The 25,236-nt window shown below is 53.5% G+C and carries 26 protein-coding genes; 10 read left to right on the top strand and 16 right to left on the bottom strand.

The features are described from left to right. Nucleotides 1–3: 3 nt before the first annotated feature. Nucleotides 4–714: an ABC transporter ATP-binding protein gene (locus LRR79_RS11445; protein WP_231757336.1), complete on the top strand. Its 711-nt coding sequence runs from the start codon at nucleotides 4–6 to the stop codon at nucleotides 712–714. Here the strand turns inward: LRR79_RS11445 and LRR79_RS11440 are convergent. The 3 genes from LRR79_RS11440 to LRR79_RS11435 all read right to left on the bottom strand — a co-directional run bounded on the left by LRR79_RS11440 (nucleotide 711) and on the right by LRR79_RS11435 (nucleotide 3,537). Then, a complete protein-coding gene (locus LRR79_RS11440; RefSeq protein ID WP_231757335.1) occupies nucleotides 711–2,558 on the bottom strand; it encodes an asparagine synthase-related protein in 1,848 nt (615 codons plus the stop codon). The two genes, LRR79_RS11445 and LRR79_RS11440, sit on opposite strands and share 4 nt — an antisense overlap. A gap of 13 nt (nucleotides 2,559–2,571) precedes the next feature. Further along, the gene (locus LRR79_RS17390) at nucleotides 2,572–3,003 is read right to left on the bottom strand and encodes a lasso peptide biosynthesis B2 protein (protein WP_407665246.1); all 432 of its coding nucleotides are present in this window, start codon (nucleotides 3,001–3,003) and stop codon (nucleotides 2,572–2,574) included. 351 nt (nucleotides 3,004–3,354) lie between these two features. Further along, entirely contained in the window at nucleotides 3,355–3,537 is a 183-nt protein-coding gene (locus LRR79_RS11435) for a hypothetical protein (protein ID WP_231757334.1), read from the bottom strand. A gap of 188 nt (nucleotides 3,538–3,725) precedes the next feature. Between LRR79_RS11435 and LRR79_RS11430 the strand changes: the two genes are divergently transcribed. After that, nucleotides 3,726–4,649: a ParB N-terminal domain-containing protein gene (locus tag LRR79_RS11430; protein WP_231757333.1), complete on the top strand. Its 924-nt coding sequence runs from the start codon at nucleotides 3,726–3,728 to the stop codon at nucleotides 4,647–4,649. Here LRR79_RS11430 and LRR79_RS11425 read toward each other — a convergent pair. The 6 genes from LRR79_RS11425 to LRR79_RS11400 form a co-directional block, all read right to left on the bottom strand. Continuing rightward, nucleotides 4,644–6,257 carry a cyclic peptide export ABC transporter gene (locus LRR79_RS11425; RefSeq protein WP_231757332.1) on the bottom strand — a complete coding sequence of 538 codons (1,614 nt, stop codon included), beginning with the start codon at nucleotides 6,255–6,257 and terminating at the stop codon, nucleotides 4,644–4,646. The two genes, LRR79_RS11430 and LRR79_RS11425, sit on opposite strands and share 6 nt — an antisense overlap. Before the next feature lie 59 nt (nucleotides 6,258–6,316). Further along, complete coding sequence (locus LRR79_RS11420; protein ID WP_231757331.1) at nucleotides 6,317–8,299, bottom strand: ABC transporter permease; 1,983 nt, start codon at nucleotides 8,297–8,299, stop codon at nucleotides 6,317–6,319. Then, nucleotides 8,299–9,444: an efflux RND transporter periplasmic adaptor subunit gene (locus LRR79_RS11415; protein WP_231757330.1), complete on the bottom strand. Its 1,146-nt coding sequence runs from the start codon at nucleotides 9,442–9,444 to the stop codon at nucleotides 8,299–8,301. Before LRR79_RS11415 ends, LRR79_RS11420 begins: the two co-directional genes overlap by 1 nt. Nucleotides 9,445–9,596: 152 nt before the next feature. Beyond that, nucleotides 9,597–10,727 carry a DUF1624 domain-containing protein gene (locus LRR79_RS11410; RefSeq protein ID WP_231757329.1) on the bottom strand — a complete coding sequence of 377 codons (1,131 nt, stop codon included), beginning with the start codon at nucleotides 10,725–10,727 and terminating at the stop codon, nucleotides 9,597–9,599. A 118-nt stretch (nucleotides 10,728–10,845) separates the two neighbouring features. Further along, a complete protein-coding gene (locus tag LRR79_RS11405) occupies nucleotides 10,846–12,996 on the bottom strand; it encodes a TonB-dependent siderophore receptor (RefSeq protein WP_231757328.1) in 2,151 nt (716 codons plus the stop codon). A 123-nt stretch (nucleotides 12,997–13,119) separates the two neighbouring features. Then, nucleotides 13,120–13,713: a TetR/AcrR family transcriptional regulator gene (locus LRR79_RS11400; protein ID WP_231757327.1), complete on the bottom strand. Its 594-nt coding sequence runs from the start codon at nucleotides 13,711–13,713 to the stop codon at nucleotides 13,120–13,122. Between the two features lie 208 nt (nucleotides 13,714–13,921). Between LRR79_RS11400 and LRR79_RS11395 the strand changes: the two genes are divergently transcribed. Then, entirely contained in the window at nucleotides 13,922–14,311 is a 390-nt protein-coding gene (locus LRR79_RS11395) for a RidA family protein (RefSeq protein WP_231757326.1), read from the top strand. Nucleotide 14,312: 1 nt separating this feature from the next. Here LRR79_RS11395 and LRR79_RS17385 read toward each other — a convergent pair whose 3' ends face one another. After that, nucleotides 14,313–14,759 carry a LysR substrate-binding domain-containing protein gene (locus tag LRR79_RS17385; protein ID WP_407665208.1) on the bottom strand — a complete coding sequence of 149 codons (447 nt, stop codon included), beginning with the start codon at nucleotides 14,757–14,759 and terminating at the stop codon, nucleotides 14,313–14,315. After that, on the bottom strand, nucleotides 14,665–15,228 hold the full coding sequence (locus tag LRR79_RS11390; RefSeq protein WP_231757325.1) for a LysR family transcriptional regulator: 564 nt from the start codon (nucleotides 15,226–15,228) through the stop codon (nucleotides 14,665–14,667). The genes LRR79_RS17385 and LRR79_RS11390 overlap by 95 nt, the downstream gene beginning before the upstream one ends. Nucleotides 15,229–15,338: 110 nt before the next feature. Here LRR79_RS11390 and LRR79_RS11385 point away from each other — a divergent pair, with 110 nt between their 5' ends. Continuing rightward, nucleotides 15,339–16,079 carry an SDR family oxidoreductase gene (locus LRR79_RS11385; RefSeq protein ID WP_231757324.1) on the top strand — a complete coding sequence of 247 codons (741 nt, stop codon included), beginning with the start codon at nucleotides 15,339–15,341 and terminating at the stop codon, nucleotides 16,077–16,079. A gap of 12 nt (nucleotides 16,080–16,091) precedes the next feature. Further along, nucleotides 16,092–16,568 carry a DUF1097 domain-containing protein gene (locus tag LRR79_RS11380; RefSeq protein WP_231757323.1) on the top strand — a complete coding sequence of 159 codons (477 nt, stop codon included), beginning with the start codon at nucleotides 16,092–16,094 and terminating at the stop codon, nucleotides 16,566–16,568. Nucleotides 16,569–16,664: 96 nt separating this feature from the next. On the opposite strand, the gene LRR79_RS11375 is transcribed toward LRR79_RS11380, so the two are convergent. Further along, nucleotides 16,665–17,054: a helix-turn-helix domain-containing protein gene (locus LRR79_RS11375; protein ID WP_231757322.1), complete on the bottom strand. Its 390-nt coding sequence runs from the start codon at nucleotides 17,052–17,054 to the stop codon at nucleotides 16,665–16,667. A gap of 281 nt (nucleotides 17,055–17,335) precedes the next feature. Between LRR79_RS11375 and LRR79_RS11370 the strand changes: the two genes are divergently transcribed. The 3 genes from LRR79_RS11370 (at nucleotide 17,336) to LRR79_RS11360 (ending at nucleotide 20,346) form a co-directional block, all read left to right on the top strand. Continuing rightward, nucleotides 17,336–18,184 carry an SDR family NAD(P)-dependent oxidoreductase gene (locus tag LRR79_RS11370; protein ID WP_231757321.1) on the top strand — a complete coding sequence of 283 codons (849 nt, stop codon included), beginning with the start codon at nucleotides 17,336–17,338 and terminating at the stop codon, nucleotides 18,182–18,184. Between the two features lie 338 nt (nucleotides 18,185–18,522). Further along, nucleotides 18,523–19,791 (top strand): tyrosine-type recombinase/integrase, encoded by a 1,269-nt coding sequence (locus LRR79_RS11365; RefSeq protein WP_231757320.1) that lies wholly within the window; start codon nucleotides 18,523–18,525, stop codon nucleotides 19,789–19,791. 216 nt (nucleotides 19,792–20,007) lie between these two features. Continuing rightward, nucleotides 20,008–20,346 carry a hypothetical protein gene (locus LRR79_RS11360; protein ID WP_231757319.1) on the top strand — a complete coding sequence of 113 codons (339 nt, stop codon included), beginning with the start codon at nucleotides 20,008–20,010 and terminating at the stop codon, nucleotides 20,344–20,346. Nucleotides 20,347–20,363: 17 nt separating this feature from the next. Here the strand turns inward: LRR79_RS11360 and LRR79_RS11355 are convergent, their stop codons facing one another. Both LRR79_RS11355 and LRR79_RS11350 read right to left on the bottom strand, forming a co-directional pair. Next, nucleotides 20,364–20,870 (bottom strand): acyl-CoA thioesterase, encoded by a 507-nt coding sequence (locus LRR79_RS11355; protein ID WP_231757318.1) that lies wholly within the window; start codon nucleotides 20,868–20,870, stop codon nucleotides 20,364–20,366. A gap of 47 nt (nucleotides 20,871–20,917) precedes the next feature. Then, on the bottom strand, nucleotides 20,918–21,988 hold the full coding sequence (locus LRR79_RS11350) for a DNA-binding protein (protein WP_231757317.1): 1,071 nt from the start codon (nucleotides 21,986–21,988) through the stop codon (nucleotides 20,918–20,920). A 203-nt stretch (nucleotides 21,989–22,191) separates the two neighbouring features. On the opposite strand from LRR79_RS11350, the gene LRR79_RS11345 reads away from it, so the two are divergent. Continuing rightward, nucleotides 22,192–23,217 carry a site-specific integrase gene (locus LRR79_RS11345; RefSeq protein ID WP_231757316.1) on the top strand — a complete coding sequence of 342 codons (1,026 nt, stop codon included), beginning with the start codon at nucleotides 22,192–22,194 and terminating at the stop codon, nucleotides 23,215–23,217. 167 nt (nucleotides 23,218–23,384) lie between these two features. Beyond that, nucleotides 23,385–24,254 (top strand): mechanosensitive ion channel family protein, encoded by an 870-nt coding sequence (locus LRR79_RS11340; protein ID WP_231757315.1) that lies wholly within the window; start codon nucleotides 23,385–23,387, stop codon nucleotides 24,252–24,254. Here the strand turns inward: LRR79_RS11340 and LRR79_RS11335 are convergent. Then, entirely contained in the window at nucleotides 24,251–24,493 is a 243-nt protein-coding gene (locus LRR79_RS11335; protein WP_231757314.1) for a zf-HC2 domain-containing protein, read from the bottom strand. The two genes, LRR79_RS11340 and LRR79_RS11335, sit on opposite strands and share 4 nt — an antisense overlap. Continuing rightward, nucleotides 24,490–25,149 carry an RNA polymerase factor sigma-70 gene (locus LRR79_RS11330; protein ID WP_231757313.1) on the bottom strand — a complete coding sequence of 220 codons (660 nt, stop codon included), beginning with the start codon at nucleotides 25,147–25,149 and terminating at the stop codon, nucleotides 24,490–24,492. Before LRR79_RS11330 ends, LRR79_RS11335 begins: the two co-directional genes overlap by 4 nt. Nucleotides 25,150–25,236: the final 87 nt, after the last annotated feature.

Raw genomic sequence — 25,236 nt, 5'->3', positions numbered from 1 at the left:
TTTATGCTTTCTGCGAAGGCTTTGAGCAAAAATCATGGCACGCATTGCGCCCTGAACAATGTCAACTTTACCGTGGGGCAGGGGGAAATCTACTGTCTCCTCGGTGCAAATGGAGCAGGCAAGTCCACAACCATTAAACTGTTTCTCGGCTTTATGAAGCCAACATCGGGTATCGCCGAGGTCGATGGCTTCAATCCGGAAGTTGACCCACAGGCCGTAAGAAGCCGCCTTCTCTATATTCCGGAGACCATCGCACTCTACGATGAGCTCACAGGTTACGAAAACCTCGATTATTTTGCACGACTGGCCAATGTAGAAGATCCGTCTCGCGCCCGATTACGGGAGTCCCTGTCCGCTGCAGGTCTCCCGGCGGACAGCTTCGACCGACGAGTAGGGCACTACTCCAAAGGAATGCGCCAGAAGGTTGGTATCGCGCTGGCAATTACCAAAAATGCGCGGGCTCTGTTGCTGGATGAGCCGACCTCCGGCCTGGACCCGAAGGCTTCCGCTGAATTTCACGAATTGCTATTACGACAGCGCGATCGCGGTACGGCCATTCTTATGGCCACCCACGACTTGTTTCGCGCGCGGCAGGTTGCCACCACCATAGGTCTGATGCGAACCGGAGAGCTGCGCCATTCGGTCGATGCATCTAAGATCACCACAAGTGATCTGCAAGACCTCTACCTTGAGGCAATGGCTGACGCAGTCTAATTGCGAACAAGACCCACATCAGCACAGGAGCTCGACCACTTTCGCAACCAGACTTCAACGTTCAGTTGCGGGCCAAAAACCCCAAGAACCTGCGACGCGTTGTCCGGGCAAATGCCCTGGATGCCCGATTTCGCCAGGCGCCTATTGATATAACCTTTTTCAGCCAGAATTCCGTCAACCAACATATCCTTGATAAATTCTCGATGGTGCTGTGTTACTGCCACCGCATGATCATCGAGATAACATTTAACCTTTCGGGAAAGTATGGGTTCCGGTAGTAAGCCGGCAAAAGCACGCCGCGCGATGGTTCTGTCTTCAGCATCCGCCATGAGAATATAGAGCGGGATTCGAGCGAAAAGCTCGACCACCGGCTGTGCACTAATCGGAGAAACACCGTGCCAGCCTCTCGCGCCCTCAAACGGGTCGAGAATATTGGTGGGGAAAACCATTCTACTTATGTGAGTGATCTTACTGGGTGAGAGCGCGATCCCATTGTCGAGACCGTGGCGCAACCAGGCAGGTTGGAATTCAGATTGCTCCGCGTCAATACGAAGCCAGTCGCAGGGGCTACCCCAGCGTTTGTTGACCGTGAGCGGCTTCTTTTGCACGCCATAGCGGATGGCATCTTTCATCACACCATAAAAAGAATCACCGGCTTGCGCCGTTTCCAGAGCTACCCGCAACAGTCCGGGGTTGATCCCGTGCCGCCATGCATAATCAATGGCTCCGCCATTTCCTTTGAAACGCAGGAAAACCGCATCGCCCCCAACGCCAGTAAATCGTGTGGCAACATCATTCAGAGCGCTTCCCATGCCCACATCCCGGTGAAGCAGGTGCCCAGAGCAGTATAAAAGTCGCGCAGTACGCGGGAAATCGAGTATTTCCTCCAGTGAGCAGTGAGGCTGGCGTTCGAACTCTACGAGCTCGCAGCTTCGACCGGAAGAGGCGCAGGCTCCGGCAACCGCCATCCGCGCAAATTCACGTTCATCCGCTCCGATACCGGCATCGTAGTGATGGATGCACTCTATCTCAGGTCTCGAAGGGGCATGGAGTAAACCCGCCAATACGATTGATGAATCAAGCCCACCGGAAAGTTTAAGCTGAATATGGGAATGCTGACCTGCCAGTGCGCCAATACAGCCGAGTAGTGTAGAGCGAGCAAGCCGAACGGCTTCTTCTACATCGGTAATGGGATTCTCGTACGCCATCTGCATCACGTCCCAGTTGCAAATGCGGGAAACAGGCTTGCCATCTTCAATAATCTGAGATTCCGCCACGTCCAGGGTGATCACTTCATTGAACCCGGTCTGACCGTTGTCTCTAAACGGTAGTCTGAGTGCATTGATCAGGTACGACCAATTGACAGAAAACCGTGTAAGTCCCAATTTCAGTATGTCTTCCATATTCGAAAACAGCACTGTCAGACCATCCACGGTAATCATGTGGCAGGGAATCTCTCCCGTCGGGTCGCGCATGGCAAACCAGTTGCCCTTTACGGGATTTTTACCGAAAGCGACGTACCGCCCCCAGAATTCCTGCACAAGGGTGTGGCCGTGGCTCAGACAAATCTCGTCCGCAGATCTCTCGGTGAATGTCGCAGGCTCAGGTACGACACCATCGCCAAAGTTCTTGGTAAACGCTTTTCCCAAGACGACCAGAGGGCCCTCGGTAACGCAATCAAAAACACTATGATCATCGCTCGCGTAAAAAATCGCCGCATTGGGATCAGACAATACCTTCTCGACCCCTGGAATCATCGCGCCAATTTTTTCTGCAATGAGCGAGGCATGTCTGTTGGAAGTATCCAGGGTTCCATCCCAGAAGAGGGCAACAAACCGATACATAAACTCTCCGCCTTCAGATAACGAGAATCGGGGTCATCCGTCGCAAATTAAACGGGATATCCGTCAATACATAGCTTTCGTGTTGTAGCCAACAGTGTGCGGCAAAGGGCTGTTCCAGGACTGCAAATACCCAGCTCGGATAAATACCGTATTTCCCAAGAAATCGACTCAATGCCCAGCAGTACAGAAAGCACTCATCCGTTTTCTTGAAAGCGAACGGCCGTAGCCAGTCAAATATTCGTACAAGTGCAGCAAGTGATTCGATACTGACAGATCCAGCCGGCGGCGCTGATTTCCTGCTCTTATCAGCCAAAGAAACTATTTTCCGAAAATGAAGAAGCCTCTTGGACAATACTGCATAGCCAACAGATACAAAAAACCGGTATATATCGACGATCTTGAACTGAGGTCGACCTCGAGGCTGCCCATCTCGCAGCCAGGTCATCGGGAGGCTGACTTTCGCTGGAATAGCAGATTTGCCATGCGCGGGATCGTTTGTCACCAATCCCTTATCGATCAGTGCCCGGAGAATAGGCGGGGGAGTACAGCGATCGGATACTATCGGCCAACCCAGAATATGCGTCGAAAGGCATGCCGCACTCTCCCGGGGGAGTGAGAGGTACTTCCCACTGGCCTCATCAAGTAAAAACAATGTGTTTCCAGCAAGCGCTATGTGCGTTTGCTTTGAAAGAAAGTAGGGGGGAAATTCCGCCGATCCCATCTGGACCTCATTCTGGTGATGCCAGAGCAAGCGATGCCTCGATGAAAAGCACCGCTTACCGTTTACGTTGGCGTATTAACGTGAGAGGGAGTCCGGGGATGTGGATGGCAGAGTGTCATCCATTTTACTGCCATGATCGTGGGCTTTAGTCTCCGAGACAACCAGGCCAAGGTCTCTGAGCTCATAGTCAGCCAATGCATCAGAGTTTTTAGCGCTCTTACCAGAGTTCATAACACCGAGTTCAATTAATTCATTCATTAGTAATTCCTTTATACTCAAATTATTGGGTTACGCAATCGGCAATTCTTTGCCAAATGCATTTTTAACACTACGGTCATCCAATCTCGCTGTCGACTAACAGTTTGACATATCGTAACGTTACGTTATATCCTTTTATTATTGGGTAATGAACCAGATCTCAGATGAACACAGGAATGTGAAAACAGATGACGACCAACTTAGACGGTGGTACCAATCAGACCGTCGTTCTTAAAGGGATATTCCCTCTGCCAAGATTCATTCGATTTATAAAAGAGCGTTGCCCTCCCCGAAGCTTTCACGACCACGCGTTAGTGGAAGAATGGCGAGAGGCGAGAGCTACGGTAAAAATCCTGGTACAGGAAGAGAGTGGGACCGCTGATCTAATCGACGAGCGCGAGTTACCAGAAGAAATGCGAAGCCTGGCAGATAAGGTTCTTCAGGAACCATCGATGCACAGAATGGTATCGATGGTGCCCAGGCGTTGGTGCATGGTGGAAATTGACCGTCTTGTTGTGTTTCAGGATTCAATCAATCTGCATCATGTCGAGAAAATCAAAGAAAACCTATCCTCCGACCCAAGCGCAGAGGAAATCATCGAACTGGCGTCCAGCAGTGGAAAACACTCAAATCCAGAAATTCGATGCACACAGTCCGACGGCGGATATATGTTTAGCTCCGCTTCGAACGATCTTCGATTTCTGGATGTGACAATGATGGATCCCAACGCGATTCGCGACTTCACGCCAATAGGATCTGCGAGTCACGCGATTGTTGTGTATGTCGGATTTAGTGACAATGTCATCACAGCAACTCGTTCCGGAAACAGGATAATTCTTACCAATGGGTCGCATCGTGTATACGCACTGCGCGAGCTGGGCTTTCGGTACGTACCTTGTCTGTTAATCGATGCAACAGAAGGTGATGTATCGGATTTCCTGCTGCCAGCGGCGGTCAAACAGGATCGAGCTTTCTATCTAGAATCCTCGCGACCGCCATTATTCAAAGACTACATCGACAAAAGACTGACCACCAGGGTGCCGGTAATACGCAAGACATCTGTGCTGAAAGCGAAGCTGGATTTACAAAAATCTTCCGTTCCCGCGCTATGACGGCTCGGGAACTTCGGCGGCCAGAAGTCTGCCATGTTCCAGTTTCAATATTCGATCACCAAGATGGAAGTAGCGGTCATCATGGGAAATCACCAGTACCGTTTTCCCCGCAGATTTCAGCTCCGGTAACAGTTCTCGGTAGAATACATCTTTGAATGTGGGGTCCTGATCTGCGGCCCATTCGTCAAAAACCAGAAACGGCCGATCTTCCAGATGTGCTACGACAAGGGCCAGTCGTTTGCGTTGACCTTGAGAAAGTGACTGTGTGGAAAACGCACCATGGCGCATTGTTACTTTGTGTTGTAGCTGCAATTTACTTATTAGGGCATTACCTGTTTCGTCGAGTTCGGGACAGCCCACTTCCATTAATCGCTCGAATAAATGGAAATCTGAAAAAACCGCAGAAAACAACTGGCGATAGCCATCACGATCAGCATCGTCAATCGGTGTATCATCGACAAATATAGCGCCCGATTCCGGAGCATATAGCCCCGTAACCAGCTTTGCCAAAGTAGTCTTTCCGCTACCATTCCCTCCCACTAGAAAAGTAACGGTACCTGGTCGAAACTCCAAATTTACCGGCCCCAGTTGGAACAACTCATTGCTCTGTTCGTGATAGTAGCGATGGAGTACATTTTTTAAGCGAATCGAGGTGAATGACGCTCTGCGTATACCTTGCACAGGTACAGCGGCAGCTTCCAATTCTCTGATAATGTCGTCAATACGGTCGGCAGCCACACCAGAGACTTTCGCACGCGGGATGGCTCCCAACAACCCCTCCAGTGGCCCCATCATGAAAAAGAACACCAGCGCAAACCCAGTCATGACCTGCTCGCGGTTTGAAATATTCTCCGAGAGAACAAACAGCACCAGGCCAATGAATGCATATATAAGAAAGTTTCCCCAGCGTGAGGAAATCATGAAGAGTGAAGCGCCGGCGGTACGATTTTTACGAACGGTCTCAATCGACTTACCCAATAGATCGTCTCGGAAGACGCGGCGCTTCGACTCATTGAGCCGTAACTCTTTTGCACCATCCGTAAGCGCTCGGAAATAGCCAAAAAGTCGATCCTGTTCGATAGAGGAGCGTCGCAAGAATGCGGTCGCTTTTGCTTGTGCGACGAAATGCCCGAGAGATCCCAACCCAATCATTACGAGAGCGGCAAGGAATATTTGCCAGGAAAGCGCCAACATGTAAATCATACAACCCACCACCACAACCGAATGATTCAGTAGGGAGGGGAGGGTAACAAAAAACTGTACAACACTTGCGCAGTGCTCACTCAAGGCGGAATGCAATCTGGCACTACCAATCAACTCTAGCTGCCGCAACTCTGCAGTGAGAATTTTTCCAGCTATATACCTTCTCAATTCGGCCATGGAATGTTGCGCCAATCGCTCAAACAGCGCAGAAGACAAAATACGCCCGAGCATTAACAGAACAATAAGCCCAAAAAAGCTCCACATCAGGACTGGGGTATGATTATCAGCTGTGAGGGCAGTATTGATCCTGGATATCATCAGTACCCCACAAATAGCGGAAACCACACTCGCTATAGATGCGGCAATCAATAGCAGACGGGATTGACGGATCAGATAAGAGAGCACGATATCCTCACTAAGATGAACGGGGAAGTGAACAGAGGTTACCCAGTCGATGGTTGCGGCTATTCGCGATTCAGTGCAGCAACAGGGTGAAGTCTGGCCGCTTGTCGGGCAGGCATTAGGCCAAATACAACACCGGTAATCACTGCACAGGCAACAGCACCCAACAAAGCATTGAGCGAGGGTGCCACCGGGACCTCTAGCAACGCCAGTGCAGCAATAACAACCACGCTCAAGAGAATGCCAGTGCCCCCCCCCACCAGGGATACCAGCGTTGCTTCAACAATGAACTGCCGATGGATATCCCGCTGCCTGGCACCACTCGCCAGGCGTATACCGATTTCCCGGACCCGCTCGCGTACGGTCATCAGCATTACATTCATTACACCAATACCGCCTACCAATAATGAAATGGCCGCGATGAGCGCCAGCATCATGGTCAGACTATTACGGGCCTCGAGCTCGGTTTGCTGCCTTGCAGCGGCATTATTCAACCAGAAATCCGCACGGCCATGGCGTGCCAGTAGAAGGGTTTCAATATTTTCTTGCGCCCTGTAAAGCTGCTCACTGTTGACTACTTCCACTACGAGATAACTTTCATCTCGCTGATCGGGGAATACTCTCACCATACCGGTACGACGGGGCACGTATAGGCGCTCGTCGTGATTGATATGTCCGGATTCGGAGGCCTTCTCACTCATCACACCAATAATTTCATACGGTGCATCCTTGATCAGAATCTGATGTCCCAAGGGATTGCCAGCGTCGGGGAAGTAGTACTGGTAGGCGCGATAGCCGAGAACAACCACGGGCGCCACATTGCGGTTTTCCTCCCGTGTGAAAAAGCGCCCATGTAGTACGGGCCAGCGGTTCACCTCAGGCATAACCTCGGTAGGTGCAAGAACTTCAAAATTGCGACTGAACGACCCAAACCGAACCAGTGCGTCGTCGCGCAATATTGGCATAACCCGGCGTACTTCCGGTATTTTCGCGATGGCTTCTATATCTTCTTCAGTGATAACCCCACGAGGGCCACCGGATTTAGGGCGCGAAGAGCCAATCTGCAGCAGGTTCGAGCCCATGGCATTCAACCGGGACATGACTTCGCGCTTGGCGCCTTCGCCGACTGCGAGCATTGTCACAACCGATGCGACGCCAATAATTATGCCTAGCAGCGTGAGCAAAGTGCGGGCGCGATTGGTGTTCAAGACGCGCCACGCCGCCCGACAGGCATCCGTCACACCGGGTAGCAACCTCCCCAACGCTCTACCGGGTGGATGTATTGGCGTGCTGCCAAGAGAGGTTTCATATCCGGTATCTGTCCTTGCGACCGCGGCATCTTGTACATGCTTCATCCGCGGATTGCGCATATCCCGCACAATCCGCCCATCCTGGATCTCGATGATTCGGTCGGCACTGGCGGCTACCTGTTGATCATGAGTAATCAGGACTACGGTGTGACCTTCTGCCGCAAAGCCCCTTAGCAATGTCATCACCTGGTCGCCGCTTTCCCGGTCCAGCGCCCCGGTAGGTTCATCGGCGAGAATTACTGTTCCACCGTTGATGAGTGCGCGTGCAATCGACACACGTTGCTGCTGGCCGCCGGAGAGCTGTGAAGGGCGATGATCAAGGCGCTCGCCCAGCCCCAGACCAGAGAGTAGCTGTATAGCCCGTGCCTGGCGAGTAACCTCATCGATGCCAGCGTAGATTGCGGGGACCTCGACGTTTTCGCGCGCACTTTCGGTGGGAATCAGGTGATAGGCCTGGAATACAAAGCCAAACACCTTACTGCGTAACCTTGCGAGCTGGTCACGACTGAGGGAGGCTACATCCTCGTGCTCAAAGAGGTACTCGCCGGAAGTGGGCGTGTCGAGGCACCCGATGATATGCATCAGGGTCGATTTTCCGGATCCTGAGGCGCCGACAATCGAAACAAATTCGCCACGATCAATGTCCAGATCAATACCGCGTAATACCTCTACCTTCGGCGCCTCGCCATAGCCGCCGTAGTGTTTGCGAATATCTCGGAGTGAGATGAGTGGCATTACCAACTGTCCCTGCGGCGCTGATACTGTTGTGACCCTACGATCAAAAGCTCCCCAGCCTCCAATCCATTTATGACCTCCGCATGCAGACGGTCGCGGCGTCCCACGGTGACTTTTCGCTGTTCGGTCTGGCCGTCTGGTAATAGTATTTTCGCGAGATAGGTGCCACTCTCAGCGGATTCAGGCATCAATGCCGCAAGTGGAGCCACCAGCACTTCCGGGGCAGCGGTCACGACAAAGTCTGCCTCGGCAGTCATACCTGGCAGCAAGGCACCATCGCTGTTGTCTACATTGAACAGCACCGCATACGTCACTGCTTGCAGCTGAGAGCCATCTGTATCCGCTTTTGGGGGCATTGGCAGTATCTGTTCAACCTGGCTTTCCCAGACGCGCCCGCTATTGCCGAGCGTATTGAAGCGGACGGGCATACCGAAGCGAATACGATGAATGTCCGCCTCAGACACATAAGCCCGAATGCGCATGGTGGCCAGATCGGCGATCTGGAGTAGGGTAGGCGTCTGGTAAGCCGCATTCAGCGTTTGCCCCTGTTTGACCGCAATGGTGAGTACGGTGCCGGCCATGGGCGCATAAATGCGGCTGTAACTGAGCCGCGCCTCATCGGCCCTCAGCTGCGATTGCGTCTGTTGAATACTGGCTTGTAACTGTTTGACCCGAGCACGTGCGATTGCAAGATTCGCTTCAGCCGTTTGTAGCTGCTCCTGTGATGTGGCTTCCGTACCAAACAGTTTTATCTGACGCTGCTGTTTTTGTTCCGCCAGCGTTACTTCTGCTAGCCGCTCCTGGAGCTGGGCCTTGAGCATTGCCAATTCGGCACGTCCGGCCTCCACTACCGCGGTCAATACCCTGGCATCGATCTCGGCGAGCAGCTGCCCCTGCTTTACCGTATCCCCGGGCTGCACATGAATTCGTGTAATTTGCCCGGAAACCTGTACGCCAACATCAACGGAATTATATGGTTCCGCCGTCCCAATAGCGGCAACCACCGACTCGATATCCCCAATGGCCAGGGCTTCAGTTTTGTATATCGAAACCGGGCGCCCACTCCACCACCAGAAAGTAGTCGCACCCAGCATAAGAGCTACAGCAATTACGATCCAAAGCCGCTGCTTAATGTTAGTCACCATACGCTAAATCACTTACTTATTATTTGGAGTGAAGCCGGCGTCTGTCGATGTCGGTGATACGGCTATGTATCGACCTCGCAGATGTACTTCTATCCCTGAAGATACTGCTAATAAAAGGGCTAATGAATTTTGAACGGAGGATAGTATTCCGCTCAGAAATATTTAACCCACCATAAATCGGTGCTGTGCTTGAAGCGAGAGAAAGCCCGAGTCGGGAAGTACAGCACGATGACGAGCACCGCAGAAATTAACCAGACCCACCCGATATGATCGACCCCGAACAGGTCTCCATGATTCGGCCCAAACAGGGCAATGACAATCTGATAGAGAATCAGCAGCACATAAAGATGCAGCAGATAAAAGAACATCGGCGCCGACCCGAACACTTCCAGGGAATCCAGCACGGCGTTTTTACGCGGTTCAAACCAGGCCAGTAACAGGAAGGCGATGCCCAGCGTCAACAGCAGAAAATCCAGAGATGGCGGATACTTGGTGAAATTCAAAAACGACATGACCGTTTGCATCGCCGTTGCACCGGCTTCCCAAGGCAGGGTTTCGCCGTAGATATTGAATCCGCGCAATAGCAGCAGCAATGCCAGGCAACCAAGGCCCAATCCGATCAGGGTTTTACGACGGGTGATCGCATCCACCGCACGCCCATATAGAGGACCGGCAAAATACCCCAGGGCGATGACACCGATCCACGGCAATAGCGGGTAGCTGATTTTGATACGCAGCGCTTCGGTATCCAGCAAAAAACCACGGTCATGGAGGATGGTCCAGAGGCTGTAACCAAATTCCCTCGGCTGAAAGGTAATTGGTGTCAGCAGGTTGTGGCCGAACACAATGGCGAAGCCGATGGCGCCTACCAACCAGCGTGGCAACATGACCAGCACGGAAAGTGCAATCATGCTCAGGCCGATAACCCAGATCACCTGTAACCAGAAAGTTCCGAAGCTGCCCGCCCAGGAAAAATTCACCAGTGTGACTTCCAGCAACACCAGAAACAGGCCGCGCTTGAATAGAAAACCACTCGCCGATCGCTGGTTGCCGCTACTGGGGTGCGCGTAGAGCCAGGCGGAAAGCCCGGTGAGAAACACAAAGGTCGGCGCACAGATATGTGCGGAAAGCCGGGTAAAGAACAGGGCAGGATCGGTACTGTTCACGTCCATCGGATCGGACACCTGCATATGCAGGTAAAAGCGCTCTCGCACATGGTCGATCAGCATCAGTACAATCACCAGACCGCGCATGATATCAATGGACGCGATTCGGCGCTTCACTGCGGTACCCGGGGACTGCGGAAGAGGCCCGGCAGAGTTTAAAGGTGTAGCATCAGTAGCCATGAAATCTACTCCGTGAAGCGCCTATCGATCATCTACAATCGATCATCAATATGGTCTAAAAGCTGTATCGAACGCCTACATTATAGGTGCGCGGTGCACCCGGCATGGTCCACAGCTTGTGGTAAGAATTCGCGTAATAGCGCTTATCAAACAGGTTATCGATATCCGCCAGCAGTGTGACCTTGCTGGTTGGTGCGTAAGTGGCAGATACATTGGCCAGCGTATAGGCAGGCAAAATATAGTCGGGATCGACGGTTTCCCCCAGGCGCTCGTCCACATAGCGAATACCCAGCGCTGCCGATGCCGGTGCGCCACGGAATTCAAAATCCCGGGTGAGCGACAGGCTGCCGGTATGCTCCGGGATATTCAGCAGCGGACTCCCGGCCGGAATTTCCACACCCCAATCAATATTCACCATATCGGTACTGGTCATTGCATCGACGTATGCGTAAGACAGCACCAGGTTCAGGTCTTCCGCGATCTGGGTGGCAATATCCAGCTCCACACCGCGACTTTCTGCCTGTCCCAGTGCGGTCGAAAAACCGGGGTTCGCCGGATCCACGGTGAGCACATTGGATTTCTCCGCCTGGAATAGGGCAAGGGTACCGCTGGTCCGACCGTCGTCGGTCTCGAGTTTTATGCCGGTTTCGTAGGATCTACTTTCCTCTGGTTCAAAGGCAGCACCGTAGAAGTCAGAACCAGTGTTAGGGCGGAAGCCTTCCGCGTAGCTCACATAAAGCGACAACTGGGATGTTGCCTCGTACACCAGGCCGACACGCGGGCTGGTGGCAGTTTGCGACATAGTGCTACGCAGTCCGCTCAAGCGATCATCAATGCGCTGTTCAAAATCGTCGAGACGTACACCCAGTAACATCTTCCACTGTTCGGAAAGATCAATCTGGTCCTGCAGGTAAACACCCTGGGTGCGCTGAATCTGCAGTTGATTGATTTGTGCTGCCGGGTCCGGGCGAATGCCATCGTACACGGGATCAAAGATGTTGACTGCGTAACTGTCGTCCATGGAGCCCCAATCCACGCGCCAGCGGCCGAGATTGAAATCCAGTTCGAATTCGTAGGCATCGGCTCCCACCAGCAGGTGGTGAGTGAACGGCCCGGTATCGAAGGTTCCGCTCAATTCAAAGCGTCCGGAAAGATCTTCCGCGGCGTAATCCCGTGAACGGCGCTGACGACTCAATGTGGTGCCGTCGGTGTAAATCAGCTGCCGGCCGTCAGAGAGCTCGGCGTCCGCAGACAGCCCTTTCTGAGTCGAATCCCGATAACCGAGCGCTGCAGAAAGGTGCCAGCCGCTGTCCAGGGTGTGCTGCAGAACCAGCTGATGGCCGAGCGCCTCAATTTCAGTAGCGCCGTTTTCCGGGTCGCCGAGAAACTGGGTTACAGGCACTTCCGGAACCCCATCAACCACGATGATGCCGCGATCAAACAGCGCCTGCTGCTTGATTGCCTCCATTTCATATGTCAGTGACGTCGCATCCGACAGGCTGAACAGGAGGGAAGGGGTCAGGGCATACTTGCGGGGGTTGGTATTGCGGTATCCATCGGCATCCTTAAAGGCACCATTGATCCGGAACGCAATATTCTCGGACAGAGCCCCGGTGTAATCACCCTCAAGGCGGCGGCTGCCGAAGTTGCCGGCGGAAGCCTGCAGATAGCCCTCAGTTTCAAACTGGGGCTTCTTGGTAACCAGATTGATGGTACCGCCGGGCTCCCCACGCCCGTACAGCGCAGACCCGGGGCCTTTCATGATCTCAATTCGCTCAACATTGGAAATATCGCAACGTCCACTGTATCCGCGCCCGGCGCTGAAACCATTGACCAGGTAGCCACCGGGCATGGTTTCATCACCGGCAAAGCCCCGAATGGCGAAGGTATCCTGAATACCACCCAGGTCGTTCTGGCGAGAAATACTCGCAGACAAATCCAGTGCGGATTGGAGGTCCGTGATCTGGTGCTGATTCAGTAAATCTTCCGACAGCACCTGCGTGGATTGCGGCAGCGATTTTAATGGTACATCGCCACGATACGGCTGTCGGTGCCCGGTAACCGTGATTTCCTCGATTGACGATGTCGTCGGCGCGGATACGGTAGCCTGTGCCGCTACGTGGACGCTCAGGCCAAGTACAGCAACAAGTGGTGACAACGCAAAAGGAGTGGCGAACGGCTTGGCGAGCAGGTGCTTCGAGTACATAAAAACGCTTCAGGCTACGCAAAAGCGCGATGTTACATTATCACCTTACTGCCGCCAACTAATACTAGGCTTGAGGCCACGCGCGTCAAGGAAGTCTCTCGCAATGCAAGCTTGGCTTAGTGGTTACCCGCTGGTGGAATTGTGAAGTCCAGAAGCCAATGCGTGGAATGCGTCTACCGCGAGCGGAAGCGCTTCCTCCGGCTGATCGCTCGCAGCAACCCAGAGGGCAGCGTTCAGCGCCGCGCCATTCAAAAGACGGGCGGCCGGTTCGACGTCGACGCTTTTCACTACCTTCTGAGAAATGAGCTTGGAGAGCATCTCTTTGGTGGCCTGAAGACAGCTATTTTGGCTGGGCCATTGAGAGGGATCCCCAAGTACCGCAGGGCCGTCCAGTAGCACGATGCGCTGAACATCCGGGTTTAACGCAAGCTCGATATAAGCCGCTCCTTCCGCGAGCAAACCGAGCCAATCGTCACCGGTTTCGGCGCCTTTCCTCTTCGCAAATAGCGCCATTTCAGAGTCTATCTGGTCGACAACTGCAGCGAATAAGCCCCGTTTATCGCCGAAATTATGATACAGGGCACCACGGGTCAAACCCACTGCAGAGGTCAAGTCATCCATGGACGCCGCGGCATATCCTTTTTCAGTGAAAGCCGCTCTGGCGGCCTTGATGAGCTTTGCCCGGTTCTCTGCCATTTTTTCTGCGCGTTTGTTCATTCCACTCCAACCCACAAACAACTTCTCGCGATCTCAGGATATTGACATACGCAGCGTATGTGAAATATCTTACATACGCTGCGTATGTGAGATCCACCATTCATACGGCTCGTATTTGACCACAACGCATACGGAAACACGCGGCAACCTTGAGAAAAGAGCCTGAAAAATACAGCAACCTCATAATTTGACTGGAGATTTACAGAAAATGATGCAACGCAAAGCGATATTCCCGGCAAACCGGCATGCACTTTATGAAGAACATGGGTACTCGGCGGCCATTCAGTCCGGTGACCTCCTGTTTGTATCGGGGCAGGTCGGCAGCCTGGAAGATGGAACGCCTGAACCCGACTTCAAACGCCAGGTTGAACTTGCTTTTGAAAATCTGGAGCAGGTACTAAAGGCGGCGGGTTGTAAACTGAGTGACATCGTTGATGTGACCACCTTCCATACCGACCCTGAGAATCAATTTGGGACGATTATGGAGGTGAAAGAGAAGGTCTTCAGCGAAAAGCCATACCCGAACTGGACTGCCGTGGGTGTCAACTGGTTGGCGGGCTTTGATTTTGAGATCAAGGTCATTGCAAGAACGCCATAACCTAAGGGCCGAGCCCTGCCACGTCTTTTGCTTTTTCAGCCACGAAATCTACGAATGCTTTCACCTTTGCGGGCTGTACAACAGAGGGTTTCCAAATTGCGTAGAGCGGCTGAGATGGTAAATCCAATTGAGGCAGAAGCTCTATGATTTCACCACTTTCAATATACTTCTGATACGCCCACCGGGGCCCCATATTCAACCCATAGCCTGCAAGAACAGCTCTGATAATCGAGTTCACGGCGTTGACGGTAATTTTCCCGTCACATTGAATCCGGTATTCCTCTCCATTTTTATCCGTAAGAATAAGAGGTCGCTTACGGTTTCTTTCACGAAAGAAAACGAAATCGTGGCCCTCAAGCTCTTGGGGTGTACTGGGCGCTGCATGTCGACTCAGATAATCTTTCGACGCGACAAGTATCCTTGGGACAGACGCGAGTCTGTCGAGCAATAAGTGCGGAGTTTTTCAACGCTCCAATTCTCAACCCCACGTCGATCTTATCCATGGAAAGATCTTCAAATTCACTGGAAAGGTTCAGCTCAACCTGAACCTTTTGGTATTGCTTTTGAAACTCTATGATCCATGGCATCACAAGTGTCTGCCCGAAATCAATCGAAGCCGTTACCTTTAGAAGGCCCTTGGGCTCGTCAGCCTCACCGGCAATTTCCGCTTCCAAAGCATCAATCTCAGCCAGCAGCCCGGCCATCGCTTTGTAATAATAGATACCCGTTTCGGTTATTTTCGAACTAGCACCTGTCCGATCCAGTAACTTCACACCCAGGCGGTTTTCGAGCGCGTTGATCCTACGGGAGATACTGGATGGCTCGACGGACCGTTCTTTTGCCGCTGCGCGGATCGAACCCAGCTCCACCACGCGGATAAACGCCCGTTCGTCGTTGTATGCCTGCCTAAGTTTCATCAAACACCCACGTGTTGCGCCCAGAGCAACATCATTTTGCATAATTGTATACGGGTTGCAACATATGCAACATGCTAGCCTGTGCACTCCTGGTACCCATGAGGTGGAAAATGAAAAACTCGATCAGAAAAACAGCCATTGTGACCGGAGCATCACGGGGAATCGGCCGCGAAATCGCCATAAGACTGGCCGAGAACCGCTTCAATATCGTCGTGAATTACGCAGGAAACGACACAGCGGCCAGTGAAGTAGTAAGCGCCATCAAAGCGCGTGACGTGGACGCCATCCCCATCAAGGCGGATGTCGCCGACCCTCAAGCCGTAAAACGGATATTTGAGCAAAGCATTGAGCATTTCAAACGGGTGGACGTACTCGTAAATAATGCCGGAATCATGAAACTCGCAAAAATCTCGGACTGCAGCGACGCCGAATTTGATAGCCAAGTTTCCGTCAACCTCAAAGGCTCCTTCAATATGATGCGAGAGGCTACAAGAAATATTGCTGAAGGTGGCCAGATCATCAACCTGTCGACCAGCGTTGTGGGCCTGAACCTGGAAACCTACGGCATCTACGCCAGTACAAAAGCAGCAACTGAAACACTGACTCGGATACTGGCAAAAGAACTGCGCGGTCGAAATATTACCGTAAATGCAATTGCACCTGGCCCCACCGCAACCGATCTCTTTCTATCAGGTAAATCTGAAGAAACGATCAACAGACTGGCAAAAATGTCGCCGCTCGAGCGACTAGGAAAGCCCGAAGATATTGCAAAAATTGTCACATTTCTGGCGAAGCAGGAGCAGTGCTGGATTAACGGCCAGGTCATTCGCGCCAATGGCGGAATTATCTAACGAGGACATGTTATGAATTTTACTGACCTTCGGTTTAACGGTGCCACACTCGCCGCAGCGGTATTTGCCGCTTTCGCAGCGGTAACCACTGCAGTAAACGAGCTTCCGGTTTGGGCCATGTTTGTCGGTTGGGTTGCGTACGTGACGGGCCCAATGAACCTGAAAGGCGCGGCGCAAAGCTATATCTGCTTGACACTAGGTATCGCCATTGGTTTGGCCGCCGCGCTAGCGCTAAAGGAGATCACGCCCACTATGGGGGCTTACTCGCTGGCGCCCGTTGTATTTATCGTTGCCTCACTGGTTCTATCATTAAGAGCCGCACCACCGTTAAATCTTGTACCTGCATACTGGCTCGGGATTATTGTTTTCTTCGCAGCGCACACCGAACCGAGACTGGCCTCCATCTTGAAATTATCGCTTATTTCAGGCTTTGGAATTGTCATTGCTACCATTGTGCATTTTCTGCAAATGAGGATCCTGCGGCGATAGGTTGCCTCCCAAAAGCATCCGCTACCGATATAACATCATCAACAATGTAGCGAGGCGGGCATGCTCGAATGAGAAGCCCGCTGCGACCTGAAAGGGTCACCGCCCCGAAAGCAGAACCGAAGCATCGCCTTCGCTGCTCAAGAGTCGTTCCACATCACGCCTAGGTGGCAAGCCAAAGTAGCTGGAATACTCGCGGCTAAATTGAGAAGGTTCATTATATCCGACTTTGAACCCCGCACTCGCCGCATCGAAACCATCGACAACCATTAAACGTCGTGCCTCAATTAACCTGAGTCGTGCTCGATAGCGCATTGGCGATGTTCCGGTCAGCGCCTTAAACTGAGAGTAAAATTTCGACTGACTCATGCTGGCTCTGCCGGCAAGGTCCTGGCAGGAACTTGATTCAGCAAAGTGCTTCTCCAGCCATGCAAGAGTGTCATAAAGGGTACGGTAGTTTTTCGCCCGCCTCACCATCTGTGCGAGCATTAGGGACCGTAGGCCTATCACTCCGAATAACGGAAAGGTTTGCCAGTGAGGTTGTAAATATCCCTTCTCGAGGCGCCAGATTCAGCATGATATTTTTTAAATCGATTAGTGATCTCACACTAAAAAGTCCTAGCTGGGCCCACTTTTTGAACAATCTGCATGTTCGCATATGTAGGATAGTACAAGAAACCCGAACAATTGCCCATGTGGACGAACATGGAAGTAAGTCAATATAGACATTCAAAAGCACTTGTTTTCAAAGTTCATAGGAGAGCGTCACAGTGGCAAAAACATGGGTCATTACCGGAGCGTCCAGAGGTATAGGTAAAAGTATCGTTAAATCAGTACTATCAGTACTATCAGTAGGCGACAACGTGGTCGCGACAGGAAGAAGTGTTGATGGGTTAATAAATGCGTTTGGAGAGGAACACAGTCAGCTCACATTCGCGAATCTGGATGTAAACGATCAAGATGCGGCAATTCGAGCCGTAGAAATAGCAACCGAGCGTTACGGCGGAATTGATGTACTCGTCAATAATGCTGGCTATGGCCAGCTTGGGCACTTCGAAACCATCCGCGCTGAAGATATCGAACGTCAGTTCGAGACAAATGTGATGGGCCTGATGAAAGTCACTCGGGCGGTGCTTCCGATAATGCGAAAGCAAAAAAGTGGTCACATTATCAACTTGTCGTCAATCGGTGGCGCCGTAGGGTTTGAAGGTGCATCCGTTTACTGTGCTACAAAGTTTGCTGTAGAGGGGTTTTCTGAAAGCCTTGCTTTAGAGGTCAACGCCTTTGGTATCAAGGTAACAATCGTCGAACCGGGATTTTTTCGAACCGATTTTCTAGATGCCTCATCGGTGCGCTATGGAACCATTGACATCGGCGACTATGCGTCTGCAACCAAGACTCAACAAACGCAATACGATCAATACAGCCATGCGCAACCAGGTGATCCGGAAAAGTTGAGCGCACTCATCGTAGGAGTTGGACACGCGAATTCAGTACCACTCAGACTTATTGCCGGATCTGACGCGCTGGAGATGTCCAGAGCAAGCTTGCAGAGCAGGGCAGCTGAGATGGATGCCTGGGCAGAAAAATCGATAACCACGGATTTTGAACCTGCCTGATTCCGCGTAGCTGAATTGTAGAAAGCTTACAGGTAGCAGTTCAGACTTGACCTGGCAGCTTGCCAATATTGCTGGGTAATCTATCAGGTCAAGCTGAATGGCTACGAAATGATGCCACACAGCCGACACTGACAATACAGCGAACTGTCGAGCCGGCCCAAGGTGCCTTGAACGGGTGCGCAGCGTGTTTACCGAATTGCAGATTGCCAGGTCAGAGAGGCTGTATTGCGGCACCTCGTTATGTCCAATACTGTTTAGTGTTCGACAATATATGTAGAGGCGGGTAGAATGGGCTTTTGGCTCCGCAAACCAACAATAACCACGCTCAGGCTCCAGATATGGCGATACCGAAACCCGTCGCGCTGTACCCAACTTATGACGCGATCAAAGGCTTCAAGCCCATCAGTCCGGATAAAACCTTCTTTGGCGACTTCCCGGAACTGAAAGACTTCCTGATCTCCGGCGAGCCCTGGTGGATGGAACACTGGCTCTGGGGCCAGGAATTTCTCAGCTACATCGGCCGCAACAAATCCGAACACACCTTTACACGGTTTCGCAATGAGACCGAGCGTTTCCTGCTGTGGGTGCTTCAGGTCAAGCAGAAACCCATGGATCGTCTGCGCAAGGCCGACATTCTGGAATACGCGGATTTTTGCTGGCAGCCACCACTGGATTGGATCTGTCTGGCAAATCACGAGAAATTCCAGCTAATCAACGGCCGCTATGTGCAGAATCCAGCCTGGGCGCCGTTTCGGCTGAAGCTTCCAAAAAACCGGCCAGCCCAGGATGAAACCCCGGATAAGAAGAAATATCGTCCATCCCAGCAGACCCTGACCGGTATCTTTACCGGTATCATCGCGTTCTACAAATACCTGATGAATGAAGAATACCTGTACGGCAATCCTGCGCAGATTGCCAAGGGCGATTGCCGGCACTTTATTAAAGATGCCCAGGTCAAGGAAATCCGACGCTTGACCGAGGCCCAGTGGCAATATGTATTCAACGTGGCCCATTCGATGGCGGACGAAGACCCTATCTACGAACGCAGCCTGTTTATTATTTGTGCGCTCAAGACGCTGTTTTTGCGGATATCCGAGCTTTCCGAGCGCCGCGCCTGGTCGCCGCTGATGAGCCATTTCTGGCAGGATTCCGATGGTAACTGGTGGCTGAAAATCTACGGAAAAGGGCGCAAGTTACGGGATATTACCGTGCCCCCGAGTTTTATTCCCTACCTGAAACGCTACCGCCATTACCGGGGACTGCCCCCCCTGCCCGCCACCGGTGAAAACCACCCTATCGTGGAAAAAATCCGCGGCCAGGGCGGCATGACGGCACGGCAACTGGCACGGATTGTCCAGCAGGTATTCGATCGCGCCTACGACGATATGCGCCAAGCCGAGGGTGAAGACAGCGCGCGCAAACTCCGTGAGGCCTCGACCCACTGGCTGCGTCATACCGGCGCCAGCATGGAAGTTGAGCGCGGCCGTGCGCTCAAGGATCTATCTGAAGATTTAGGCCATTCCAGCATGGCTACAACCGATACGGTCTACGTACAGACGGAAAACCGGGTAAGGGCGGAAAGCGGTAAAGGTCGTGGCGTAAAATAGCCTGTCAGCAGGGCGGGCCCGTCACCTGGCCCACCGGTCGCCAGGGCTTTTGACGCCCTACCGCAGCCAGCAGTGACCGGCCTGGCGTCGCGCGCATCCTATGACCGGTTGGTTACAAATTTTGGCAGCCGATTCATGCCAAAGGGCCCACATCGTATAGGTTCCGGGCTACGTAAACGCTAGGATGCGCCGCTCGTTTTACTCGGGGGGAGCTTTATGTCCATCGGCCAACAAATCTATTTCGCTATTGAACTTTTCGCACCGGAGCTGGCCCATCGAGAGCGCTTCTGCCGACGCATGACCCGCGTGTTGACGGACTTTGGCAGCGCGCCCCTGGTTGCCCGTCAAATCGCCACCGTGCTTGCCGACGCGTTGCCCAGCCAATGCGCGGACTACCATCTGGAAATGGCCCACCTGATCACCTTTCACCCGCCTTTGAGCGCCCTGCTTGACACCGATCAGCAGGCTGCGAGAGCCATGCATTTTTATATGACCTACTTTCTCGATATCACTGCCCTACCCTCTGGGCAGGAAATGCGTTACGCGGTGAACTGAGGAGCGCACTGAGCGAGTCAGCTTTCAAACTGAAAACCACGCACCTTTTCCTTAATGGCATCGTGTGCCGCTTCCTGCTCGTGAAGTAGCTTGCGACGCAACAGCGCAGCCTCGAAACGCTGCTTCTCGACAACGGTCTTCGGTTTGAGTGGTGGTACCGGCGCGGGTTTTCCATTGTCATCCAGTGCCACCATTGTGAAATAACAGCTATTGGTATGGCGTACCACGCGGGTCCGGATATCTTCGGTGATCACCTTGATACCCACTTCCAGTGAGGTATTGCCGGTATAGTTGACGGACGCCAGAAAAGTCACCAACTCCCCCACATTGATCGCCTGCCGGAACACCACCCGATCAACCGACAAGGTGACCACGTAGCGCCCGGCATAACGGCTGGCACAGGAATAAGCGACTTTATCGAGATAGGACAGCAGGTCCCCACCGTGAATCTTGCCGGTAAAATTGGCCATATCCGGGGTCATCAGCACGCTCATGCTGAGCTGGTGCTCGCGAGAATCTTCCATGGGTTTTCCTTATGGTTTCCGGAGAATACTTCTACTTTTGCGGGTATTTATCGGGTATCTGCCGGGCGCTGCGAGCGCTCCAACTGTTTGAGGCGCCCCTGAAGCTCGGCCTTTTCCTGCAGTACAGTACGATTTTCTTCGCGCAGGTCTTCCACGGTCTTACGGAGGGTGACAAGCTCCTCTTCCAGCCTGCCAGCCAGTGACCGCTGCCATTCTGCCTCCCGCGCAGCGGCAGCATTCTGCACCTCCTGCGCACGCAGCTGCGACTGAGCCTGCTCACATTCGCTGTGTTTCCGCTCCAGCTGGTGCTGGAGATCTGTTACAAGGCGCACATTTTCCGCGGCTTCCACCCGGCTCGCTTCTAGGTCCCCAACCAGTGATTGGTTTACACGCTCAAGTTCACGGCCACGGTCGCGCAGTTCTTCAATCTGCTGCTGGAGATTTCCCAGTTCGCGATCCCGCACACTGCACTGCTCACTCAGCTGCGCCAACTGGCCGCGCAGTTGGTCCGCCACCAGCCGTGCCTGATCCCGCTCCTGCTGTCGATCTCCCGCACTGCGCTGCTGAAAATGCTCGAAGTGCTCGCGGATATCGCGGTTTTCCGACTTCATTTCTTCGACGGTGGACTTGAGCTCGGCCACACGCTTGATCCCCTCGCCCCGCTGGAACTCACTCTTCTCCAGATCCGATAGTGCGGTTGCCAGGCGCTGGGTAAGACGCCCCCCCTCCTCTTGCGACTGCTGCAACTTTTGCTCCAGTTGCTCCAGCTCCTGATTGCGGGAGGAAAACGCACTCCGGGCCAGAGCCAGCTCCCGCTCAAGATTGTCCTGCTTGGATTGCGACTCTTCGCGAACTTTCTGCACCTCGAGTTCCGCCTGCGCCTGAATGCGCTCATATACATCTCTGAGCGCATCAACCAGCTCTCGCGGCAAGCCAGCAGTATCGACCGGATCTCCCTGAACTTCGGTACGCCAGCGCTTGAGCAGGGGCGCGATCGTACTTTTGCTGCCGGTGCCGAGCTGTGCGCGGACCTTGTCAACTGTGGGCTCTTCGCCGCGGGCCTTCAGCCCTTCTGCGGCTTTGGCGACGTCAACATACCCGACTCCAGAACGAGCCATGTGGTGCTCCTACGATTTAGCGATTATTTCGTAATGTAATACATATTACGTGTTATTACATTATTTAAGAGTGGTAAGGCAATATTTGATCGCACATTTATAACCGACGTTAATTAAACTTATCATCGGTTAATTTCCCGAATCCGGAATTCGGGTTCCACGCGCCGGTACAGACCGGGCGGCTACACAGGTAACAACACCCAATGCACCATCCCCCAAAGTCCCCGCCCGACACCACCCGGACAACGACGGCACCCGCCGCACCAACAGATGCGGGAGTAGTTGCGGCGCCATTACAGCTACGGGAATACCTCAATGCCGCCACGTCTGAGAGCACGCGGCGGGCCTACCGCTCGGCCATCCGGCAGTTTGAAAAATGGGGCGGAAGATTACCCACCAATAGCGAGACACTGGTGCGCTACCTGATGCAGCGGGCTGAAGCAGTAAACCCGCGCACCCTGGACCTGCATCTGACCGCCATTGGTCAGTGGCACCGCTACCAGGGTATGGACAATCCCACACTCGAGCCTCTGGTACAGAAAACCATGCGCGGTATCCGCAGACTCCACGGGCAACCGAAACAGAAGGCCAAAGCCCTGCGACTTGAACATATTGCGGCGCTGACCCGCTATATCCGCAGTCAGCCGGACAGCCACAAGCAACGGCGAGATCTGGCCCTGATTCTGCTGGCATTTTTCGGCGCCTTTCGGCGCAGCGAGCTGGTTGCGATCCGGGTCGAAGACCTCAAATGGGAGGAAGACGGGCTCATCGTATTTTTACCCCGGTCAAAAACGGATCAGACCGGTGAGGGAGTGGCACGTGCCCTGCCCTACGGCACCGCTGAGATCTGTCCGCTACGCGCGCTACGACGCTGGCTCGAGCACGCTGCGATCCAGGAGGGCCCGATCTTTCGCGCCGTCACGCGCTGGGATCGGGTTCAGGAAAAACCGCTCAACCCCGGAGCGGTCAACCACATTCTCAAGGGATTGGCAGCAGCCTGCGGTTTCGACTTTGCCGACAGCCTGAGCAGCCACAGCTTTCGCCGCGGCATGTCTACTTCCGCGGCACGGGAAAAAGTGGATTTCGAGCTGATCAAGAAACAGGGGGGATGGAAGAGTGATGCGACCGTCTGGGAATATATAGAAGAGGGACAGCGCATGACAGATAACGCGGCCACGACGCTAATGGCTAGCCTGGCCGACAAACTGAACGAGATGGAGCGTCAATAGCGCCTGAACCGTTGCGGATTTTTCCAAGCATCGGCTACACTGCCGCCCGTACTGACGCCCGCCCTATGCACTCGCGCCACACTTGAATCCTCAACCTGATAACCACCCGTTCAGCTGGAGTGGCGCTGGCAGCAACCCGTGCCGACCAACGTTTTACCGAGCCATCAATGAATAGCGAAACCCTTCGCCAACTGCTGTTAGACAGCCAACTCGCCTGGAGCCTGGCGCTGATCGCCAGCGTCATCTTGGTCCGCTACCTGTTGACCCACGCGTTCCGAAAAACGAGCTGGCCGCGCCAGGATATCCGCCGCCGGGTCCACATGGTGCACAATTTTGGCAACCTGATCATGGTGATCGGGCTGTTTGCGATCTGGGTGTCAGAGCTGCGTAATTTCGCCCTGTCGATTGCCGCTTTCTCCGTGGCCATTGTGATTGCTCTGCGCGACGTGGTGCAGTGTCTGGTTGGGGGTATCTACCAGGCCGGCATGCGCTCTTTCACCATTGGTGACTGGGTCAAAATCGGTGAGCAGTTCGGTGAGGTGATCGACAATAACTGGCTCAGTACCACCCTGCTGGAAATCGACCCGCACGGTCTTGGTAACGGCTATACCGGCACCACGCTCTATGTGCCGAACAGTGTGTTCTTTTCCCAGCCGGTTAAGAACCTCAACTTTATGCGCCGCTATATTGAGCACACGTTTTCCATCGTGCGCGAAAACAAGGGCGAAAATCCCTTTGCCATCAAGGCGTTCATTACCCAGCGTGTGCTGGAGCACTGCGAGTCATTTAAAGATGTTGCAGAGCGCTACTGCAAACTGATCGAGAGCCGTATGGGCGTTGATCTCGCTGGTACCGAACCCAAAATCAAGATCACCACCAGTGAACTGGGCCACGATGTCGTGACCATTACCCTGTTCTGTCCCCGGGAAGACGCCACGGATATCGAACAGAAGGTCACCGAAGACTTCTACCGCTTCTGGTATGGGCCGAAAGCCACCGATACCGCTTCTTCCACCCTGCCTGCCGCAGGGGTCTAACGGTCTTCGTTCTCGCCGCCCCGCGAGGCCGAGCCATCAACCGGATCTGGAGGTTGGTGGCCGGTATCGCTTTTCGCGTACGCCTTGGCCAGATCGCGCAGCGTACCCATCTGCCGGCCAAAATTGCGGCAGCCACGGCACATCATTAGGTGCACCCTGAGACCGAACTTCTCTCGCGGGCTGAGCTCCCGCTCCATACGCTCCGACAACAGCCGCGTTGCCTGTTTACAGTTCATCATGACGACCCCCCCGGATTGTCCGCCGGTTCGAACCAGCCATTCTCGAGACATTCCCGCAGCCGCAAACGCGCGCGATACAGAATCACGTGCAGATTGCTAGTGGAAAGCGACAACTGATCGCAGATCTCGTCGGATTCCAGCTCGATAAATTCCCGCATCATAAATACTCTTGCCTGCTTTTCCGGTAGGCCATTCAGACAGGCGTCAAACACCCGCCAGAAGTGATCGCTGTGGACCCCGCCCTGAGGCCCCGCCCAGCTGCTGGGGCGCTCGGCCTTGTGCCAGTGGCCAGCGTGATTGAACAGTGCCTCCGAGAATGCCTCTTCCCGCTGGGCGTCGTCCCCCAGTTCGCTGGTGGCGATCACTTTCTGCCGATAGCGGAGAATGTCGGTAATCTTGAATTTGAGGATGGAAAACACCCAGGTGCGCAGCGCCGACTGGCGGCGAAACGAATCGGCATTTTTCAATGCACCGGCCAATGCCTCCTGAACCGCATCCTCCGCCAGGTGCTCATCGCGCAGCTGTAGACGGGCAAACTTCAGCATCTGCTGACGCAGTTCAGCAAGAAATCGCGCATCCTGAAGCGCGGTTCCTGCCTGTTCCGGTTCAGGCAAAATGCCAGCACTGCTACGGATATCGGGCGTACTGTCGGTCATCGGTAATACTCGTCAAGGATGGCCATGGGGAGGCACCACGGGTTTTCGTCGTATAATGCGCTACATTCTTACACTTCACCAAAACAC

Source organism: Microbulbifer elongatus (assembly GCF_021165935.1).
In the GTDB taxonomy this organism is placed as follows: domain Bacteria; phylum Pseudomonadota; class Gammaproteobacteria; order Pseudomonadales; family Cellvibrionaceae; genus Microbulbifer; species Microbulbifer elongatus.
Note: the sequence above shows the minus strand (reverse complement) of the source record. Positions and strands in the feature narration are given on the sequence as shown.